Source organism: Streptomyces sp. NPDC003027, assembly GCF_053591435.1.
Genome location: NZ_JBSFTU010000027.1, coordinates 20,083 through 39,788 on the forward strand (window position 1 = coordinate 20,083; position 19,706 = coordinate 39,788).

Consider the following 19,706-nt stretch of genomic DNA (forward strand, 5'->3'; position numbering starts at 1 on the left):
ATGCGTGCTCACGAGCTGACCGTCGGCCGTACCTTCGGCGTCACCTTCGACCACGGGGAGGACTTCTTCGAGGCGCTGTCCACCTTCTGCCGGGACAACGGCGTACGGCAGGGCTACATCCCCTCGTTCATCGGAGCCTTCGCGGAGGCCGAGATCGTGGGCGCCTGCGAGAAGCTCGCGGACCCGGACGCACCGGTCTGGGCGAAGACGTACGTCACCAACGTCGAGGCGTTCGGCGCCGGCACCCTCGCCCATGACCCCGCCACCGGCGGGATACTCCCGCACATCCACGTCTCCGCCGGCCTGAAGGCTCAGTCGGCCGACGGCAGGACGAGCCACCTCCTCAGCGCCAAGGTCCAGTTCCTCAGCGAGCTGCTGATCGTGGAGGTCACGTCGCCCACGATGACCCGGCCCCGGAACCCCGACCTCTACGACGTACCGCTGCTCACGTTCGGCTGACCGGCAGGAGCCGGCGGAGCCAGGGGTGGCCGGGCGCGATCACCTTGATTGCGTCCGCCAGCCAGGCGCGTGCCGGAGTGTCGAGCAGCGGCAGTACCGCTTCGAAGTCGGTCTCGTCCTTGTCCCGGGTCGCCTTCACCTTGTAGAAAAGCTGCACCTCGGGCGCGAGATACGGGATGCCAGTCTCGCTCGTCCGCCCGAGTCGGTCGATCGGGAGCCGGATCTCCGGGGTGCGCCGCGAGACCCACAGGGTGCCCTCGGCCTCGTCCAGCATGAGCTGCACCGACCAGGGCGCCTTGGGCGTGCGGCGGCACCAGATGTCGTGGAGCGGCGGCTGAAGGATCTCTCCAGGACGCCACGGTCGAAGCTCCCCCCGGCCGGGCGGGTCCGCCACGTACAGGTCCCAGTCGGCCAGCAGGTCACGTACGAGGGCCTGGTCACGCCGGAGGACGAGGACGTCGAGATCGCCGTGTGCGCGCAGCTCGCGGCCGACCGCGAGTTCGATCGCGTAGCCACCGGCGATCCACCACGGGAAGTCCGCCTTGGCGAAGACCGCGGCCACATCCTCGGGACGATCCGGCACCCAGCGTCCCAGCACGTCAGCACTCACCCGCCCATCCTCCCAGTGATCAGAGGGGCGGAGGCGAAGGTCGACGGCGGGTCGGCGGTGTCGCTGGAGCGCCTGTCGCCCGCTCGCACCCTGTGCTCATAAACGCCCATGAGCATCAGGGCCACCGGCAGCCACCCTTGAGCGAGTGACTCGCGACCGGCCTCGTGGCCGGGGGCTTGAGCCACGACCATCCCAGGGGCCGGACACGCTCGGCCATGGTGCTTTATGCGGTTTCTACGCTTTCGGTGGCGTACGCACTGCCGCGGCCGCTCCGGAGCCCTGGGAGGAGGCCACCGACGTCACCCGCAGGAGGTCCGCCGCCCGATGATCAGTGCGCCGTCTACCGCCCTCGTGTACCGCTGGAGCGACCACACCATCAACCCGACGGGCGAAGCCCGCTCGGTTCTGCGACGTGTTCTCGAAGATGTGGGCCTGTCCGACGACGTCATCAGTGACGGAGTCCTGGCGGTCTCGGAGCTCGTGGCAAACGCGCACGAGCACGCGTGCGGCCCGTACGAGGTACACCTTCGCTCTGTTGCCGGAAGGTGGATCTGCGAGATCCACGACGGGAGTCCTCTTCTTTCGACGGACCTCTACCTGGCTGCCGCGTCCTCGCCGGAAGCCACCGCGTCGGAGGCAGTGAGCGGGCTGCTCACTGAGCGCGGACGGGGCCTGCGCATCGTGAACGAGCTGACCCGGGGACAGTGGGGGTTCCAGGTCACGGACTGCGGAACCAAGGCTGCCTGGGTGGTGCTTGCCTAGGGTTCGGCTGAGATGGCACCCGAGGCGGCCCGACCTGACGGAACTGCTGCCGACCGAGACGTACACGGTGCGCACCCGCCGTGGCGGACAGCCCGACGCGCTCGACGCGGCCATCGGGGTCGTCGACGAGGAGGGAAAGGGCCTCTCCGACTTCGTCACCCACGGCGTCGGGAAGCCCTCGGACTCATGTTGGAAGACGTCTACCTGGACGCCGGGTACATCCGGATCCGGACCGCCTGCGGCCGAAGTACGAGCACGACTGCGGTGGTACCTGCGACCGGAAGCCCGGCTACTGGCCCAAGCGCAAGCAGATCCGGCGCGAGCACAAGAGCACCAAGTCTCGCGCCGGCCGCCGCACGATTGGTCTCCCCGTGCCGTTGATCAAGCTCCTCCGTAAGCACCAGGAGGAGCAGGACCGCGAGCACAGGGAGGCCGGGGACGAATGGGAGCACAAGGGGTACGTCTTCGCACGGCCGACCGGTGGGCCGCTCATCCCGAAAACGGACTACCACCACTGGAAGAAGCTGCTGGAGGACGCCGGCGTACGAGACGGGCGACTCCATGACGCTCGGCACACTGCCGGGACAGTGCTGCTCTTGCTCGGGGTCCCCGATGTGGTGGTGGACGCCATCATGGGCTGGGAGCCGGGCGGGTCCGGGAGGATGCGCGCCCGGTACATGCACGTAACCGGCCCGCTCTTAAAGAAGGTCGTCAAGCAGGTCGGTGACGCACTCTGGGGCGTAGCCGAGGAAGCGGGCGGAGACGCTGTGGAAGGCCCGAGCCGGCCCCCTCAGACCCGAACTGAGACGGAAGATCACTAGGGCTCTCAGCTCTGCCGCGTGTGAGGTCCGACTGTCCGGGCCCTAGCCAGCACGCGAAGAAGCCCTGACCAGCCGAAACTGGTCAGGGCCTCTTCGTATTGCCCGGTGAGAGCAATGGCGGAGGATACGAGATTCGAACTCGTGAGGGGTTGCCCCCAACACGCTTTCCAAGCGTGCGCCCTAGGCCACTAGGCGAATCCTCCGCCGCAAACAATACAAGACGTTGAGGGGTGCTCGCGAACGTGATCCACAACGGTTCCCCCGGACCGGTCCCGGGGGCCCGAGCGGCCTCCGGAATCGGGTACCCTTGGCGGAGCCCCTCACGTGGCGCTATCTGACTGAACTCCCCCAGGGCCGGAAGGCAGCAAGGGTAGGTCGGCTCTGGCGGGTGCGTGGGGGGCGCTTGCGTTCCCGGGGGCGGGAGGGCCGGGGCCGGGCTTCACGGGACGGGTTGTCGGTGCGCGCCTATAACCTCGTATACGTGTCGTCTCTCGCGTTGTACCGCCGCTACCGCCCCGAGTCCTTCGCCGAGGTCATTGGGCAGGAGCATGTCACCGACCCGTTGCAGCAAGCCCTGCGGAACAACCGGGTCAATCACGCGTACCTGTTCAGCGGACCCCGTGGCTGCGGCAAGACGACCAGTGCGCGCATCCTCGCCCGGTGTCTGAACTGCGAGCAGGGGCCGACGCCCACCCCCTGCGGCGAGTGCCAGTCCTGCCGGGACCTCGCGCGCAACGGACCCGGGTCGATCGACGTCATCGAGATCGACGCGGCTTCCCACGGTGGCGTCGACGACGCCCGTGACCTGCGGGAAAAGGCGTTCTTCGGACCGGCGTCGAGCCGGTACAAGATCTACATCATCGACGAGGCCCACATGGTCACCTCGGCGGGCTTCAACGCCCTGCTGAAGGTGGTCGAGGAGCCGCCGGAGCACCTCAAGTTCATCTTCGCGACCACCGAGCCCGAGAAGGTCATCGGGACCATCCGGTCGCGGACGCACCACTACCCCTTCCGGCTCGTGCCGCCCGGCACTCTGCGGGACTATCTGGGCGAGGTCTGCGGCCGTGAGGGCATCCCCGTCGAGGACGGGGTCCTGCCCCTCGTCGTGCGGGCCGGTGCCGGGTCCGTGCGTGACTCGATGTCCGTCATGGACCAGCTGCTGGCCGCCGCGGCGGACGACGGTGTGACATACGCCATGGCCACGTCCCTTCTCGGCTATACGGACGGGTCGCTGCTCGACTCCGTCGTCGACGCCTTCGCGGCCGGTGACGGTGCCGCCGCGTTCGAGGTCGTCGACCGGGTCGTCGAGGGCGGCAACGATCCCCGGCGCTTCGTCGCCGATCTGCTGGAGCGGCTGCGGGATCTGGTGATCCTCGCCGCCGTCCCCGACGCCGCCGAGAAGGGGCTCATCGACGCCCCCGTGGACGTGGTCGAGCGGATGCAGGCCCAGGCCTCCGTCTTCGGCGCCGCCGAGCTCAGCAGGGCGGCCGACCTGGTCAACACCGGGCTCACCGAGATGCGCGGTGCCACGTCTCCGCGGCTCCAGCTGGAGCTGATCTGCGCGCGCGTGCTGCTGCCCGCCGCCTTCGACGACGAGCGGTCGGTCCAGGCCAGGCTCGACCGGCTCGAGCGTGGTGCGGCGATGCCCGCGCCGGTCTTCACGACCAGCTCTCCGGCGCCGGCCATGGGGTACGTCCCCGCGCCCGAAGCCCATGCCATGACACCGGCGCCCCCGGCCCCCGCACCGGCTCCCCCGCAGGCCGCGGCGCCCGCCCAGGCCGCTCCCGCCCAGCCCGCACCGGCTCCTGCCCCGGCCCCCGCCCCCGAGCAGCCCGCCGCCGACGCGCCGCGCCCCGGTGCCTGGCCCGGAGCCGCCAAGCCAGGGGGCGCCGCCCCCGGCGCCTGGCCGGGAGCCTCCAGCCCTGCCCCGGCCCCCGCACCCCAGGCCCCCGCGCCCACCCCGCAGTCGGCCGCCCCCGCCGCCCCCGCCGGGGACATGGCGCAGGGCGCCGCCCAGGTGCGGAACATGTGGCCGTCGATCCTCGAGGCGGTCAAGAACCGGCGCCGGTTCACCTGGATCCTGCTCAGCCAGAACGCCCAGGTCGCCGGGTTCGACGGAACCACCCTCCAGCTCGGCTTCCTCAACGCCGGCGCCCGTGACAACTTCGCGAGCAGCGGCAGCGAGGACGTGCTCAAGCAGGCGCTGGCCGAGCAGTTCAACGTCCAGTGGAAGATCGAGGCGATCATCGACCCGTCGGGCGGCGTCTCGCCTCCGCCCGCCGCGCCCAACTTCGGCGGCGGACGGCAGGCGCAGGCCCCCGCCCAGTCGCCGCAGCAGGACTACGCTCCGTCCCCCGCCTCCGGCCGGCAGCCCCAAGGGCCCGGGCCCGGGTCCGCGCCCCAGGCCCGCTCAGCCTCCGCGTCCGCCGGCCCCAGCTCCGTACAAGCACAAGCACCGCAAGGCCGGCAAGGGTCACCGGCATCGCAGGGATCACACGCACCACAGGCGCCGCAGCAGGCCCCCGCGCCGCGGTCCGTCGCGCCCGAGGACGACATCCCGGAGGAGGACGATCCGGACCTCGTCGACTCCGCGCTCTCCGGCCACGAGCTGATCGTGCGCGAGCTCGGAGCCACGGTTGTGGAGGAATACACGAACGAGTAGAGCCGTCTCGCTCGGTGGCCCGCACAAGGGGCATCCCGCCCCGCGGGCTACCCTGGCTGGCGTGAAGGTCCTCGTCATCGGCGGCGGCGCCCGCGAACATGCCCTGTGCCGCTCTCTCTCCCTCGATCCCGACGTCACCGCTCTGCACTGCGCGCCCGGCAACGCCGGAATCGCGGAGGTCGCCGAGCTGCACCCCGTCGACCAGCTGGACGGCGAAGCCGTCGCCCGCCTCGCGACCGGCCTCGGCGCCGATCTCGTGGTCGTCGGCCCGGAGGCGCCGCTCGTCGCCGGTGTCGCCGACGCCGTCCGCGCGGCCGGCGTCCCCTGCTTCGGCCCGTCCCAGGAGGCGGCGCGACTGGAGGGTTCCAAGGCGTTCGCCAAGGACGTCATGGCGGGCGCCAACGTCCCCACCGCCCGCAGCTACGTCTGCACCACCCCGGAGGAGATCGACGCGGCGCTGGACGCCTTCGGCGCTCCGTACGTCGTCAAGGACGACGGCCTGGCCGCCGGCAAGGGCGTCGTCGTCACCGAGGACGTCGAGCAGGCCCGCGCGCACGCGCTCTCCTGCGGCCGCGTGGTCATCGAGGAGTACCTCGACGGCCCGGAGGTCTCCCTCTTCGCGATCACCGACGGCGTCACCGTCCTCCCCCTCACTCCCGCGCAGGACTTCAAGCGCGCGCTCGACGGCGACGAGGGCCCGAACACCGGCGGCATGGGCGCGTACTCGCCGCTGCCCTGGGCGGACCCCAAGCTGGTCGACGAGGTCATGGCCACCGTCCTGCAGCCCACGGTGGACGAGCTGCGCCGCCGCGGCACGCCGTTCCAGGGCCTGCTGTACGCGGGCCTGGCCATCACCGGCCGGGGCGTACGGGTCATCGAGTTCAACGCCCGCTTCGGCGACCCGGAGACCCAGGTGGTCCTCGCCCGTCTCAAGACCCCGCTGGCGGGCGTCCTGCTGAACGCCGCCAACGGCACCCTCGACAACGAGCCCCCGCTCACCTGGCGCGACGAAGCCGCCGTCACCGTGGTCGTCGCCTCGCACAACTACCCCGGAACCCCCCGGACGGGCGACCCGATCGAGGGTCTCGACGAGGTCGCGGCACAGGACGCTCCGCACGCGTACGTCCTGCACGCCGGGACGAAGCGGGACGGCGACGCGATCGTGAGCGCCGGTGGCCGCGTCCTCTCGGTCACGGCGACCGGCAAGGACCTGGCGGAGGCCCGCCGACGGGCGTACACGGCGGTCGGCCGCATCCGTCTGGACGGCTCCCAGCACCGTACGGACATCGCGCGCGCGGCGGCCGGGGAGTGAACCCCTAAGCACGCCTGCGTGTCACCACCTTTGCCCAAAGCCATTCCATCGAGTGACGACTGAGCCATCCGGATGACGCCCGTCGAACCCCCAACTAGGGTGCGGCGAAGGCGTTCCGGCACTTGGCTCACCGGCATTGCGATGTCAGTGGCGGGTGCCACAGTGGGGGAGTGAGCAACACCGCCACAGGCAATCCCGTCGAGGGCAGGAGGGGGTGATGTACGGCGTGTCCGGTACCGGTTCCGTTGTCGGCGAGGAGATGGGTGCGCGCGCCGCGCGCACCCGGGCCCTCGCCGTGCTCCGCGTCCGCGGCAGGGCACTCGCCGTCGCGCTGCTTCCCGCCGCCGCGGCCGTGATCCTGTACGCGGGGGGTGTCACAGGCCATCTCACGGGCGCCGGCTGGGACGTGGCCCGCTGGGTGGTGACCGTCCTCGCCCTGGTCGTCCTCCTCGCCGCCGCGGCCGTCGCGCTGGTCGTCGCGCGGGCCCGGCCCGCCGTCACACCGACCGTGGAGCTCGCGGAGTCCGCCGCCCCCGATCTCTACCGGATGGTCCGGGACCTGGCCGACCGGCTCGACGTCCCCGCACCCTCCGCGATAGCCCTGACCCCGGACTGCGACAGCTGGCTGGAGGACCGTACGCACCCGGCGCACGGCCGTACGCCCGGACTGCGACGCTCCTCCGACGCGCCCGTCCTCGTCATCGGCTCGCCCTTCCTGTGGTGGATGCGCGTCGGCGAACTGCGGGCGGTCCTCGCCCCCGTCGTCGCCGGTACGGCCCCGGCCGCGCACCCCGACATAGCCGCGGCCCGCCGCTTCGTGCAGGGCCTGGACGCCGCCGTCGCCTCGCCCCGCAGCCCCGGTCTCGACCCGGTCCGCCGGCTCGGCGCCCACGGGGTCGGGCGGGTCGCCCGGGTCCTGCTGCGCAGCTGCCGGGGCCATGCCGCCGAGATGGAGCGCGGGGTCGCCGCGGCCGGCTCGGAACGGGCCCAGGCGGTGGACTACGGCATCCGGATCGTCGCCCAGGAGCAGGTCGGTCTCGCCTACGCGGGCTGGGACCGGCTCCTCACCCGCGTGGCGCTGCCCGCCTGGCGGATGGGCCGCTGGCCGTCGAGCCTCGACGTCGGCGTGGTCGCCGCCCTCACCGAGCTCTCCCGCCGCGACCGGCTCGCCGAGGGCTTCACCACCCGGCTCGGTGAGCGCCCGGCCTGCGACCTGCTGGAGGAGCCCGGCGCGGTCGACGAGGCGGCCTCGCTGCTCGCCGCCCGGCTCTTCCACGGCGGCCCGGCGGAGGCCGGCCCGGACTGGGCCCCGGTGGACTGGAGCCAGTACCCGGAGGAGGTGGTGGACCGCAAGTGGCGCATGGACGCGGCCCGCCTCCACGAGGTCCTCGACGAACTGGGCGTCCTGCCCTCGGGTCCGGCCGGCCACACGACGACGGCCGACGGCCCCACCCTCACCCGCGTGATGTCCCACCTCGCGAGGCCCACGCGGTCGGCCTCGGCCGACGCCGCGCCCGCAGACGGCCGGCTCCCGGACTCGGCCCCCACCCCGGCCCCCGCCGCCCCTGCCCCGCCGCCGGGCGCCCCCTACGTCCCTGATGCCGACGCCGTCGACGCCGGGCCCGCCGACGCCGACGCCAGGCCCAGCGACGCCGACACCAGGCACCCCGACGCCGTCGCCGACGCCGACGCGGACCCCGGCGCCGTCGACGCCCGGCCCAGCGACGCCGACCCCGACGCCGACCCCGACGCGTCCACCGCCGACGAGCCCGCCCTCCCCACGCCCGCCGCCGACTCCCTCGCCGCCGCGCTGACCGCCCATGTCGCCCGCGAGGAGGCCGCCAGGCCCCTCCCCGCCACCGCGCCCGGGCCGCACGCCGCCGCGGCTCTAGGGACGGCCGGAGCCGACCAGTTGCCGCTCTTCCCGCTGCAGCCGCCCCGGACCGGGCGCGACCTGCTGGCGGACCACGTGACCGCGATGGTCTGCTGCGCCGCCGTCGACACGGCGGGCGCCACTCCCGGCCTCGACTGGCTCGACGGACCCGCGCTCCTCGTCGGCGGCGCGCGCAGCACCGACCTGCCGGCCCGTGTCATGGCCCTCGTCGAGGACGGCGACCCGGAACCCCTGCGCGCCTGGCTCACCGAGACCGGCGTCCGTCCGGAGAAGCCCGTACGCCTCGTCTGAGCCCCGCTCACCCGGCCGACGAACGGAAGCCCACCTTCCGTTCACGTCAATTCGCGACGAACGGTGACGGAGTGCGTGCGTTATGTGATGTGCTGGGGACCGGCACTGACAGCAGCACATGACAGACATGACGCGGGGGAGTCGAGGGAGGGGCGCGAACATGGGGGCGGAGCAGATCAGGCGATGGGAATCGGGCGCGCTCGCCCACGCCGTCACGGACCCGTTCGGACAGGGCCCTCTGCCCTGGTTGCGGGGGTCGGAGAACTATTTCGACGACACCGGCCAGGTCGTCCCCTGGTACGCCGACGCCACCCTGGCGCGCGGCGGCAGCGGCGGCCCTCGTACGGCCGACGACGTGAGCAGCCAGATCAAGGGCTTCACGTCCAGTGGAGCGGTCGCCCCCGGCGAGGCGATCGATTTCCACATCACGGTGGACCCGCCGCAGCAGTTCTCGGTCGACATCTACCGAATCGGTCACTACGCCGGCGAGGGCGCCACCAAGGTCACCACGAGCCCGCGTCTCTCCGGGATCGTCCAGCCGGCCCCGCTCACCGCCGACCGGACCGTCTCCTGTCACCACTGGTGGCAGTCCTGGCGGCTGCAGATCCCGTCCCTCTGGGCGATCGGTGCGTACGTCGCCGTGCTGACCACGGCCGACGGCTACCGCTCCCACATCCCCTTCACGGTCCGCGACAACCACCCCGCCGACCTCCTCCTCGTCCTCCCGGACGTGACCTGGCAGGCGTACAACCTCTACCCGGAGGACGGGCGCACCGGGGCCAGCCTCTACCACGCGTGGGACGAGCAGGGCCGGCTCCTCGGCGAGGAGGACGCGGCGATCACCGTCTCCTTCGACCGCCCCTACGCCGGTGCCGGACTCCCCCTGCACGTCGGCCACGCCTACGACTTCATCCGCTGGGCCGAGCGGTACGGCTACGACCTCGCGTACGCCGAGACCCGCGACCTGCACGCCGGCCGCGTCGACCCCACCCGCTACCGCGGCCTGGTCTTCCCCGGCCACGACGAGTACTGGTCCGTCCCCATGCGCAGGACGGTGGAGCTCGCCCGCGAGCAGGGCACGTCGCTCGTCTTCCTCTCCGCCAACACCATGTACTGGCAGGTGGAGCTGGGCCCCTCCCCGTCCGGCGTCCCCGACCGGCTCCTGACCTGCCGCAAGCGCCGCGGCCCCGGCCGCCCCGCGCTGTGGCGCGAGATCGACCGCCCGGAGCAGCAGCTGCTCGGCATCCAGTACGCGGGAAGGGTTCCCGAGCCGCACCCCCTGGTCGTACGGAACGCGGACCACTGGCTCTGGGAGGCGACCGGCGCGGGCGACGGCGACGAGATCCCGGGCCTGGTCGCCGGAGAGGCCGACCGCTACTTCCCGCGCACCGCGCTGCCCGAGCACGAGGGCCGGATCCTCCTCGCGCACTCGCCCTACCAGGACAGCGAGGGGGCCCTGCGCCACCAGGAGACCTCCCTCTACCGGGCTCCGTCCGGCGCCTGGGTCTTCGCCTCCGGCACGTTCGCCTGGTCGCCGGCCCTGGACCGGCCCGGCCATGTCGACCCGCGCATCCAGCGCGCCACCGCGAACCTCCTGGACCGCATCTGCAAGCGAGACTGACCACGGGACCGGACACTCAGGGCGGGCCGCCCGCCGTCCCCGCGTCCCGGTGCGAGAGAATCGAATCGCTCCTGGATCAACCTACGCGGAGGAACCGTGTCCGGATTCGTAGAAAAGCCCGAGCCTGTCCAGGTCCCGGGCCTGACCCACCTGCACACGGGCAAGGTGCGTGACCTCTACCAGAACGAGGCCGGCGACCTCGTCATGGTGGCCAGCGACCGCATGTCCGCGTACGACTGGGTCCTGCCGACCGAGATCCCCGACAAGGGCCGGGTCCTCACCCAGCTCTCGCTCTGGTGGTTCGATCAGCTGACCGACCTGGTCCCCAACCACGTCCTCTCCACCGACCTGCCGGCCGGCGCCCCCGCCGACTGGGAGGGCCGCACCCTCGTCTGCCAGTCGCTCCGGATGATCCCGGTCGAGTGCGTGGCGCGCGGCTATCTGACCGGCTCGGGCCTCGTGGAGTACAACGAGTCCCGTACGGTCTGCGGCCTCGCCCTCCCCGAGGGCCTGAGCGACGGCTCCGAGCTGCCCGCCCCGATCTTCACCCCCGCCACCAAGGCCGCCGTCGGCGAGCACGACGAGAACGTGAGCTATGAGGAGGTGGCCCGTCAGGTCGGCGCGGAGACCGCCGCCATGCTGCGCCAGGCGACCCTCGCCGTGTACAGCCGGGCCCGGGACATCGCCCGCGAGCGCGGGATCATCCTCGCCGACACCAAGTTCGAGTTCGGCTTCGCGTCCACCCCGGACGGCGACAGGCTGGTCATCGCCGACGAGGTGCTGACCCCGGACTCCTCGCGCTTCTGGCCGGCCGCCGACTGGGAGCCGGGCCACGCCCAGCCGTCGTACGACAAGCAGTTCGTCCGCGACTGGCTGACCTCCCCGGCCTCCGGCTGGAACCGCAAGAGCGAGCAGCCGCCGCCCGCGCTCCCCCAGGAGATCGTGGACGCCACGCGCGCCAAGTACGTGGAGGCGTACGAGCTGCTGACCGGCCACACCTGGCACTGAGGCACAGGCGCCGAGCACGAAGAAGCCCCCGGTCGGATCGACCGGGGGCTTCTTCCTGTGGAGCGGACGACGAGATTCGAACTCGCGACCCTCACCTTGGCAAGGTGATGCTCTACCAACTGAGCCACGTCCGCATGCGCCGTAGCGCGGAGCCAACTATACCCAACCTTTCTCCCGCGCGAGACGTACCGCCGTGTGCCGGTTCTCGGCGCCGAGCTTCGTCGCGGCCGAGGAGAGGTAGTTCCGGACCGTCCCGGGCGAGAGGGAGGCGCGCTCGGCGATCTCCGCGACCGGGGCCCCGTCCGCCGCGAACTCCAGGACCTCGGCCTCCCGCGCGGTCAGCGGCGAGTCCCCGGCGGAGATCGCGTCGGCCGCCAACTCCGGGTCCACGTAACGGTTTCCGGCGTGGACGGTACGGATGATCTCGGCCAACCGCTGGGCGCTGACGGTCTTCGGCACGAACCCCCGCACCCCGGCGGCGAGCGCCCGCTTGAGGTGGCCGGGGCGGCCGTGGCCGGTCACGATCATGGTCTGGCACTCGGGCAGCTCCTCGCGCAGGGATGTGGCGACCTTCACACCGTCGGCACCGGGCATCTCCAGATCGAGGACCGCGACATCGGGCCGGTGGGCGCGGGCCATGGCGAGGGCCTCGGGGCCGGTGGCGGCCTGGGCGACGACCACGAGGTCGTCCTCCAGACCGAGCAGGGCGGCGAGCGCGCCCCGGATCAGATGCTCGTCGTCGGCGAGCAGCACGCGTACGGTCACAGCGCCTCCCCCTCGACCGGCGCGCGCAGGGGCCCGCGCCCGCCTCCCTGTACGGGGAGAGGCACCCGCGCCGTCACCCGGAACGTGCCCCCGCCGGCCGGTCCGGCCTCCAGGGTCCCGGCCACCGCCGAGAGCCGTTCACGCAGCCCCGCCAGGCCCGAGCCGCCGGCCCGGGCCCCGGGCACCTCCCGTACGCCGTCGTTCTCCACGGTCAGCAGCACCGCGCCGTCCTTCCCCCGCAGGGAGATCACGCAGCGCGACGGGTCGCCGTGCCGCAGTACGTTCGTCGTGGCCTCACGGACCACCCAGCCGAGCGCCGACCGCACGTCGGAGGGCAGCTCCAGGTCCGTCGAGTCCATGGCGCAGGTGATCCCGGCGGCGGTCAGGACACCGCGCGCTCCTTCCAGTTCGACCCGCAGGTCCGCCTCCCGGTAGCCGCGCACCACGTCCCGTACCTCCCGCTGCGACTCCTGGGCGATCCGCTGCACCTCGATCATCTGGTCCACGGCCTCCGGGCGTCCGCGCCGGGCGAGCTGGACGGCGAGCTCGCTCTTGAGCGCGATCACCGACAGATTGCGGCCCATGACGTCGTGGAGGTCGCGCCCGAAGCGCAGCCGCTCCTCGGCGACGGCGAGGCGTGCCTTCAGCTCCTTCGACCGTTCCAGCTCCCAGACCATCCTCATCAGCCAGCCGGAGAACCCGCAGGCGGCGACGAGCCCGCCGCCTGCGAGGAGGATGCCCACCGCGTAGCCGAGGGCCTCTCCGAGTCCGACACCCATCGCCGCGACGGCGCCGCCCGTCGCGAAGGCGGCGAGCGGTGCCACGTACAGCATGTGCCGGACCCGGTTCATGCACAGGACGAGGCTGCCGAGGCTGAAGGTGACCGTGCCGGTGACGACGCTCGCGGCGATCGCCCCGTCGGCGAGGGTCCCGGTGGCGCGCAGCGCGATGAGGGTCAGGGCGCCGGCCGCGGTCAGGGCCACGAGGGCGACCGCGAGCCGGACCGGCCGCTCGCGGCGGTCGAGGGCCCAGTCGAGCGCGCGGGAGGAGAGGACGGCGGTCAGGACGGCGTGGGCGCAGACCAGCAGTGCGAGGGCGAGGCCCAGCGGCAGGCCGAGGGGGGTGCGGTCGGTCTGGGCGAGCGGTACGCCGCCGATGGCGGCGATCTCGATCAGGGCGAAGAAGTGGAAGGTCCACCGTGTGTACAGCTCGACCTTGGCCGCGTCGCTGCGGCCGACCCACCATCCGGTCAGTCTGGACACCCGCCCGGCCCCCCGTCCCTCAGCGTGCTTCTCGCTGCTTCCAGCGAGTCTCTAGCGTCGCGGTTCCCAGCGGAACCACCGCTGGACAGCGAACACGGTGATCATGCCCCAGGCGAGCGTGGTGACGGCGGCGGTGACCAGGTCACCGGTGCCGTCGGTGCCGAACCAGCCGGCCCGGACGAACTCCATCACCCCGCTGAGCGGCAGCAGTTCGCAGACGTCGGCGACGACGTCGGGCAGCACCTCGCGGGGCACCATCATCCCCGAGCCCATGGCCGAGACGAGGAAGAACGGCAGGGTGGTCAGGCCCGCGCTCTCGACGTTGCGGGTGATGACGGTGGTCGCGGCGGCCAGGGCGGCGAGCAGCGGTATGCCGGCGAGCAGGCCGAGCGCCAGCAGCTCCGGCCGCTCGGGGGCGGGCAGATCGAGGACGGTGACACCGCCGACGGCCAGCACGGCGCACTGGGCGAGCGCGATGGCGGCGGAGGGGAGCGCGGCCCCGGCGAGGATCTCCGGGTCGCTCGCCTCGCCGGTGCGCAGCCGCTTGAGGACCAGTTCCTCGCGGCGGGCGACGTAGGCGGAGACCAGGCCCATGTAGACGACGAGGATCAGGACCATGCCGGTGCCGCCGACGAGGGTGGCCCCGGCGACTCCCCTGGGCAGCTCGTCGGTGCCCATCTGCGAGATGGAGGAGCGCAGCACGAAGATCATCAGCAGGGGCATCAGGAGGGCGATGAAGAGGTTGTTCTTGTTCCGCCCGAGGAGGGTGAGTTCGGCCCGCCCGAGAGCGGTGAGCCGGGTGACGGTGGCGTTCATCGGGCACCTTCCAGGCCGGTCGTGACGGGATCGGCGTTACGGGAGTCGGTGGTACGGGACCCGGCGGTACCGGCGCCGGCGCCGGAGGCGATCTTCAGGAACGCCTCCTCGAGCGACGCCGAGCGGGCGTCGAGCCCTTCCAGCCGTACGCCTGCCTCACGCGCCCACGCCAGCAGTTCGCCGAGCGCGTCCTGCAGTTCCCGCGTACGGATCTCCACGCGGCGGCCCTCGGCGGCGGCGCGCAGTGCGAGCGGCAGACGCCCGGCCGGGACGCCCTCGGGGAGGACGAAGCGGATGCGGGCGGGCCGGGCGGCGGTGACCTCCGCCGGGGTGCCGGAGATCACGATCCGGCCCTGGTGCATGATCGCGAGCCGGTCGGCCAGGGACTCGGCCTCCTCCAGGTAGTGCGTGGTCAGGAGCACGGTCGTCCCGCTGTCCCGCAGCGCCCGCACCAGCTGCCAGGTGTCACGCCGGCCCTCGGCGTCCAGGCCGGTGGTCGGTTCGTCGAGGAAGAGGACCTCGGGGCGGCCGAGGAGGGCGAGCGCCAGGTCGAGGCGCCGCCGTTCACCGCCGGAGAGCTGCTTGATCCGCACCTCCCCGCGAGCCCGGAGGCCGACCATGTCCAGAGCTTCGGCGGTGGGCCGTGCGCCGCTGGTGCAGCCGGCCCACATCCGTACGGTTTCGGTCACCGTGAGATCGGAGGGGAAACCGCCCTCCTGGAGCATCACCCCGATCCGGGGGCGGACGGCGGCCCGCTGCCGGTAGGGGTCGTGGCCGAGGACGCGGACGGTCCCGCCGCTGGGGGCGGCGAGGCCTTCCAGGAGCTCGACGGTGGAGGTCTTGCCCGCCCCGTTGGTCCCGAGGAGGGCGAAGATCTCACCCTGGGGGACGGCGAGTGAGATCCCGTCGACTGCTTCGAAGCCGCCGGAGTAGGTCCGGCGGAGGTCCTCGGCCTCGATCACGTTGGTCATGGCTTCAGCTTTCCGCCGGGCGGGGGCGGTCGGCAGTGCGCGGTGTCATCGCTGGACATGACAAATGTCAGCGCCCTGCGAAGCCGGGGACACGAAGAAGCCCCCGGTCTGTTCGACCGGGGGCTTCTTCGTATGGAGCGGACGACGAGATTCGAACTCGCGACCCTCACCTTGGCAAGGTGATGCTCTACCAACTGAGCCACGTCCGCATTGCTGCCGCTCAGCTCTCACTGGGCGGTGCGAGCACCACTCTACCTGATCCTTCCCCTGGCTCTCGACTCCGTCTTCGAGCTGGGGGACACCCCTAAGGGACCGGTAAGGCGATGCAGAGCGGGTGACAGGAATTGCACACTGCGCCTTCCCCCTGGAAGGGGGATGTTCTACTACTGAACTACACCCGCACGCTGCGTGAGGTCCGGCCTTGCGGCCTCGCCCCTCGGCGTGCTCCAGACTCTAGCCGATCACCGGGGGTGTCGTGCAACTCGGTAGCTGGTGCCCCGTCAGGGGTGGGGGTCAACTGGCCTCGCGGAACGCCTCGTAGACCCGCTTCGGGATCCGGCCGCGGGCGGGCACGTCCATCTTGTTGGACTGCGCCCAGGCGCGGACCGCCGCGGGGTCGGGGGCGAGCGTGGTGTGCTTGTACGAACCGCCGGTCGGCGTGCCCGGTCCGCCACCGCGGCCGGCCGCGGCCTTGCCGGTCTGCTTCCGGCCCGCGGCGAGGTACGGAGCCAGGGCCTTGCGCAGTTTCTCTGCATTGGCGGGATTCAGGTCGATCTCGTACATCTTCCCGTCCAGGCCGAACGCAACCGTTTCCGCCGCTTCTCCGCCGTCGATGTCGTCGAAGAGGGTGACCACTACACGCTGAGCCACGGATATCGGTCCTTTCGTGCGGTCCGCCGTGTCGTGTCGGCGTACGTGACGCGTCTGACGTGCGGCGATACCGTCTTTACGGCTATCCCGGGGTAATGCTGCTTTCCTCTGTATTCCTTTGTACAGCGGTAGGTGTCGCATTGTGAAGCCCAGCCAATTGCATCCGCGTGTCCCGCCGCAATGGGCGACGCGATATTTCACTTGAATTTTCCGTACGGATCCGTGGTGGCGTTTGTAGGGTCCTCCAGTCTTCTACCCGCGTAGAATTTGGAGGCAGGTACGCTGAGGGAACCGCCCACGCAACACACCACCGGGAGTGCCAGTGGCACGCGTCGTAGTCGACGTCATGCTCAAGCCGGAGATCCTCGACCCGCAGGGACAGGCGGTGCAGCGTGCACTGCCCCGCCTCGGTTTCACCGGGATCGCCGACGTCCGCCAGGGGAAGCGCTTCGAGTTGGAGGTGGAGGGGCCGGTCGACGACGCCGCCCTCGCCCGCATCCATGAGATGGCCGAAACCTTCCTTGCCAACACCGTGATCGAGGACTTCGTCGTCAAGGTCGAAACGGCCGAGTCCGAGGTTCCCGCAGGGGTCCGGTCGTGACCACACGCATCGGCGTCGTCACGTTCCCCGGAACGCTCGACGATCAGGACGCACTGCGCGCCGTCCGTCTGGCGGGCGCCGAGCCCGTCTCGCTCTGGCACCGCGACAAGGACCTCAAGCAGGTCGACGCCGTGGTCCTGGCCGGCGGCTTCTCCTACGGCGACTATCTGCGGGCCGGAGCCATCTCCCGCTTCTCGCCGGTCATGGGGACGATCATCGACCAGGCGAAGGCGGGCATGCCCGTCCTCGGTATCTGCAACGGCTTCCAGATCCTCACCGAGGCCCATCTGCTGCCGGGCGCGATGCTGCGCAACAACCACCTGCACTTCATCTGCCGCGACCAGAAGCTGCGGGTGGAGAACGCGGACACCGCCTGGACGGCGGACTACGAACAGGGCCAGGAGATCCAGGTCCCGCTCAAGAACATGGACGGCCGGTACGTCGCCGACGAGCGGGTGCTCGACGAGCTGGAGGCCGAGGGGCGGGTCGCCTTCCGCTACCTGGACATGAACCCCAACGGCTCGCTCCGCGACATCGCGGGCATCACCAACGCCGCGGGCAACGTGGTCGGCCTCATGCCGCACCCGGAGCACGCCGTCGAGCCGCTGGTGGGTACGGGCCGTACCGACGGGCTCGGTTTCTTCACCTCGATCCTCAAGAAGCTGGTCAACGCATGACTCTCGACACCGTCAAGCACGCGACCGAGACGCCTGACGTCGAGCAGCCCTGGAAGGAGCTCGGCCTCAAGGAGGACGAGTACGCGCGCATCCGCGAGATCCTCGGCCGCCGTCCCACCGGCGCCGAGCTCGCCATGTACTCCGTCATGTGGTCCGAGCACTGCTCGTACAAGAGCAGCAAGGTCCACCTGAAGCAGTTCGGCGAGAAGACCCCCGACAACGACGCCATGCTCGTCGGCATCGGCGAGAACGCGGGCGTCGTCGACGTCGGCCAGGGGTACGCGGTCACCTTCAAGGTCGAGTCGCACAACCACCCCTCGTACATCGAGCCCTACCAGGGCGCGGCCACCGGCGTCGGCGGCATCGTCCGCGACATCCTCGCCATGGGGGCCCGCCCGGTCGCGGTCGTCGACCCGCTGCGCTTCGGCGCGGCCGACCACCCCGACACCAAGCGCGTCCTGCCCGGCGTCGTCGCCGGCATCGGCGGCTACGGCAACTGCCTCGGCCTGCCGAACATCGGCGGCGAGGTCGTCTTCGACGCGTGCTACCAGGGCAACCCGCTGGTCAACGCCGGCTGCATCGGCGTGATGAAGCACGAGGACATCCACCTCGCCAAGGCCTCCGGCCCCGGCAACAAGGTGATCCTCTACGGCGCCCGTACCGGCGGCGACGGCATCGGCGGCGTCTCGGTCCTCGCGTCCGAGACCTTCGACGCCGCATCCGATAGTGCCTCCGGCACGGGGAAGCCCAAGAAGCGTCCCGCCGTCCAGGTCGGCGACCCCTTCCAGGAGAAGCTCCTCATCGAGTGCACCCTGGAGATCTTCAAGGAGAAGCTGGTCGCGGGCATCCAGGACCTGGGTGGCGCCGGACTCTCCTGCGCGACGAGCGAACTCGCGAGCGCCGGTTCCGGTGGCATGCGCGTCGAGCTCGACCGGGTCCACCTGCGCGACGCCACGCTCTCGCCGGAGGAGATCCTCATGAGCGAGTCGCAGGAGCGCATGTGCGCGATCGTCGAGCCCCAGCACGTCGACCGCTTCCTGGAGATCTGCGAGAAGTGGGACGTCATCGCCGTCGTCATCGGTGAGGTGACCGAGGGCGAGCGCCTGGAGATCTTCTGGCACGGCGAGCAGATCGTCGACGTGCCGCCGCGCACGGTCGCCCACGAGGGCCCGGTCTACCACCGGCCGTACGCCCGCCCGGAGTGGCAGGACGCGCTCCAGGCCGACGACGCGAACAAGCTGCCCCGGCCGGAGAGCGGTGCGGAGCTGAAGGACCAGGTCCTGAAGCTGGTCTCCTCGCCGAACCAGGCGTCGAAGTCCTGGATCACGGACCAGTACGACCGGTTCGTGCAGGGCAACACCGTCCTCGCGCAGCCCGAGGACGCGGGCATGGTCCGCATCGACGCCGAGACCAACCTCGGCGTGGCCATGGCGACCGACGGCAACGGCCGGTACGCCAAGCTCGACCCGTACACGGGCGCGCAGCTCGCGCTGGCGGAGGCGTACCGCAACGTCGCCGCCTCCGGCGCCAAGCCGCTCGCCATCTCGGACTGCCTGAACTTCGGCTCGCCCGAGGACCCGGCCGTGATGTGGCAGTTCGCCGAGGCCACCCGTGGCCTGGCGGACGGCTGCCTCCAGCTGGGCACCCCGGTCACCGGCGGCAACGTGTCGCTGTACAACCAGACCGGTGAGACCGCCATCCACCCGACGCCGGTCGTGGCCGTGCTCGGTGTGATCGACGACGTCAACCGCCGTACGCCGATCGCCTTCGCGGAAGAGGGCCAGCTCCTCTATCTGCTCGGCGACACGCGTGAGGAGTTCGGCGGCTCGGCCTGGTCCGAGGTGATCCACCAGCACCTCGGCGGACTGCCGCCGGCCGTGGACCTCGACCGGGAGAAGCTGCTCGGCGAGATCCTGATCTCGGCCTCCCGCGACGGCATGATCGACGCCGCGCACGACCTGTCCGACGGCGGTCTGATCCAGGCGGTCGTCGAGTCCTGCCTGCGCGGCGGGACGGGCGCGCGGCTGGTCGTCCCGGACGGTCTGGACGCCTTCACGTTCCTCTTCAGCGAGTCGGCGGGCCGCGCGGTCGTGGCCGTCCCGCGCAGCGAGGAGCTCCGCTTCACCGACATGTGCGGGGCGCGCGGCCTGCCCGCGACCCGGATCGGTGTCGTGGACGGCGACGAGATCGACGTGCAGGGCGAGTTCAGCATCGCGCTGAGCGAGCTGCGTGCGGCGCACGAGGCGACGATCCCGGCCCTGCTGGCCTGACCCGGTCGTACGGTCGTACGTGAGGCAGCCCCCG

General features: G+C 71.6%; 16 protein-coding genes, 4 tRNA genes, 1 other RNA gene and 1 pseudogene. 12 read left to right on the forward strand and 10 right to left on the reverse strand.

Going from position 1 to position 19,706, the window contains the following annotated elements:
* A complete protein-coding gene (locus ACWDX6_RS20010) occupies positions 1–459 on the forward strand; it encodes a PPC domain-containing DNA-binding protein (protein WP_009311896.1) in 459 nt (152 codons plus the stop codon).
* Here ACWDX6_RS20010 and ACWDX6_RS20015 read toward each other — a convergent pair.
* On the reverse strand, positions 446–1,069 hold the full coding sequence (locus ACWDX6_RS20015) for a nucleotidyltransferase domain-containing protein (protein ID WP_451486234.1): 624 nt from the start codon (positions 1,067–1,069) through the stop codon (positions 446–448). The two genes, ACWDX6_RS20010 and ACWDX6_RS20015, sit on opposite strands and share 14 nt — an antisense overlap.
* A 324-nt stretch (positions 1,070–1,393) precedes the next feature.
* On the opposite strand from ACWDX6_RS20015, the gene ACWDX6_RS20020 reads away from it, so the two are divergent.
* Positions 1,394–1,831: an ATP-binding protein gene (locus ACWDX6_RS20020; RefSeq protein WP_451486235.1), complete on the forward strand. Its 438-nt coding sequence runs from the start codon at positions 1,394–1,396 to the stop codon at positions 1,829–1,831.
* 162 nt (positions 1,832–1,993) lie between these two features.
* A pseudogene (locus ACWDX6_RS20025) lies at positions 1,994–2,652 on the forward strand (tyrosine-type recombinase/integrase); the annotation flags it as partial.
* A gap of 115 nt (positions 2,653–2,767) precedes the next feature.
* Here ACWDX6_RS20025 and ACWDX6_RS20030 read toward each other — a convergent pair.
* Positions 2,768–2,855 (reverse strand) — tRNA-Ser (locus tag ACWDX6_RS20030).
* Between the two features lie 108 nt (positions 2,856–2,963).
* Here ACWDX6_RS20030 and ffs point away from each other — a divergent pair.
* The 6 genes from ffs to ACWDX6_RS20060 all read left to right on the forward strand — a co-directional run bounded on the left by ffs (position 2,964) and on the right by ACWDX6_RS20060 (position 11,440).
* Positions 2,964–3,062: signal recognition particle sRNA small type (gene ffs, locus ACWDX6_RS20035), an RNA gene on the forward strand.
* A gap of 71 nt (positions 3,063–3,133) precedes the next feature.
* A complete protein-coding gene (locus tag ACWDX6_RS20040; protein WP_451486236.1) occupies positions 3,134–5,314 on the forward strand; it encodes a DNA polymerase III subunit gamma and tau in 2,181 nt (726 codons plus the stop codon).
* Positions 5,315–5,375: 61 nt separating this feature from the next.
* Positions 5,376–6,626, forward strand: a complete 1,251-nt coding sequence (gene purD / locus ACWDX6_RS20045; protein ID WP_451486237.1) for a phosphoribosylamine--glycine ligase — start codon at positions 5,376–5,378, stop codon at positions 6,624–6,626.
* Between the two features lie 217 nt (positions 6,627–6,843).
* Entirely contained in the window at positions 6,844–8,811 is a 1,968-nt protein-coding gene (locus ACWDX6_RS20050; protein WP_451486238.1) for a hypothetical protein, read from the forward strand.
* Positions 8,812–8,971: 160 nt separating this feature from the next.
* Entirely contained in the window at positions 8,972–10,432 is a 1,461-nt protein-coding gene (locus tag ACWDX6_RS20055; protein ID WP_451486239.1) for a N,N-dimethylformamidase beta subunit family domain-containing protein, read from the forward strand.
* 96 nt (positions 10,433–10,528) lie between these two features.
* Positions 10,529–11,440 (forward strand): phosphoribosylaminoimidazolesuccinocarboxamide synthase, encoded by a 912-nt coding sequence (locus ACWDX6_RS20060; protein ID WP_451486240.1) that lies wholly within the window; start codon positions 10,529–10,531, stop codon positions 11,438–11,440.
* A gap of 58 nt (positions 11,441–11,498) precedes the next feature.
* Here the strand turns inward: ACWDX6_RS20060 and ACWDX6_RS20065 are convergent.
* From ACWDX6_RS20065 to ACWDX6_RS20100, 8 genes are all read right to left on the reverse strand, one after another.
* A tRNA-Gly gene (locus ACWDX6_RS20065) sits at positions 11,499–11,574 on the reverse strand.
* 22 nt (positions 11,575–11,596) lie between these two features.
* A complete protein-coding gene (locus ACWDX6_RS20070; protein WP_451486241.1) occupies positions 11,597–12,205 on the reverse strand; it encodes a response regulator in 609 nt (202 codons plus the stop codon).
* Positions 12,202–13,467 carry a sensor histidine kinase gene (locus tag ACWDX6_RS20075; RefSeq protein ID WP_451486242.1) on the reverse strand — a complete coding sequence of 422 codons (1,266 nt, stop codon included), beginning with the start codon at positions 13,465–13,467 and terminating at the stop codon, positions 12,202–12,204. Before ACWDX6_RS20075 ends, ACWDX6_RS20070 begins: the two co-directional genes overlap by 4 nt.
* A 51-nt stretch (positions 13,468–13,518) precedes the next feature.
* Positions 13,519–14,283 (reverse strand): ABC transporter permease, encoded by a 765-nt coding sequence (locus ACWDX6_RS20080; protein WP_451486243.1) that lies wholly within the window; start codon positions 14,281–14,283, stop codon positions 13,519–13,521.
* Entirely contained in the window at positions 14,280–15,254 is a 975-nt protein-coding gene (locus tag ACWDX6_RS20085) for an ABC transporter ATP-binding protein (protein WP_451486244.1), read from the reverse strand. The genes ACWDX6_RS20080 and ACWDX6_RS20085 overlap by 4 nt, the downstream gene beginning before the upstream one ends.
* Positions 15,255–15,387: 133 nt before the next feature.
* Positions 15,388–15,463: transfer RNA gene (locus tag ACWDX6_RS20090), tRNA-Gly, on the reverse strand.
* A 120-nt stretch (positions 15,464–15,583) separates the two neighbouring features.
* A tRNA-Gly gene (locus ACWDX6_RS20095) sits at positions 15,584–15,655 on the reverse strand.
* Positions 15,656–15,767: 112 nt separating this feature from the next.
* Positions 15,768–16,124: a histone-like nucleoid-structuring protein Lsr2 gene (locus tag ACWDX6_RS20100; protein WP_451486245.1), complete on the reverse strand. Its 357-nt coding sequence runs from the start codon at positions 16,122–16,124 to the stop codon at positions 15,768–15,770.
* 322 nt (positions 16,125–16,446) lie between these two features.
* Between ACWDX6_RS20100 and purS the strand changes: the two genes are divergently transcribed.
* The 3 genes from purS to purL are packed head-to-tail and all read left to right on the forward strand — an operon-like array spanning position 16,447 to position 19,672.
* Positions 16,447–16,725, forward strand: a complete 279-nt coding sequence (gene purS / locus ACWDX6_RS20105) for a phosphoribosylformylglycinamidine synthase subunit PurS (protein WP_451486246.1) — start codon at positions 16,447–16,449, stop codon at positions 16,723–16,725.
* Positions 16,722–17,402, forward strand: a complete 681-nt coding sequence (gene purQ / locus ACWDX6_RS20110; protein ID WP_451486247.1) for a phosphoribosylformylglycinamidine synthase subunit PurQ — start codon at positions 16,722–16,724, stop codon at positions 17,400–17,402. Before purS ends, purQ begins: the two co-directional genes overlap by 4 nt.
* A complete protein-coding gene (gene purL / locus ACWDX6_RS20115) occupies positions 17,399–19,672 on the forward strand; it encodes a phosphoribosylformylglycinamidine synthase subunit PurL (RefSeq protein WP_451486248.1) in 2,274 nt (757 codons plus the stop codon). Before purQ ends, purL begins: the two co-directional genes overlap by 4 nt.
* Positions 19,673–19,706 lie beyond the last annotated feature (34 nt).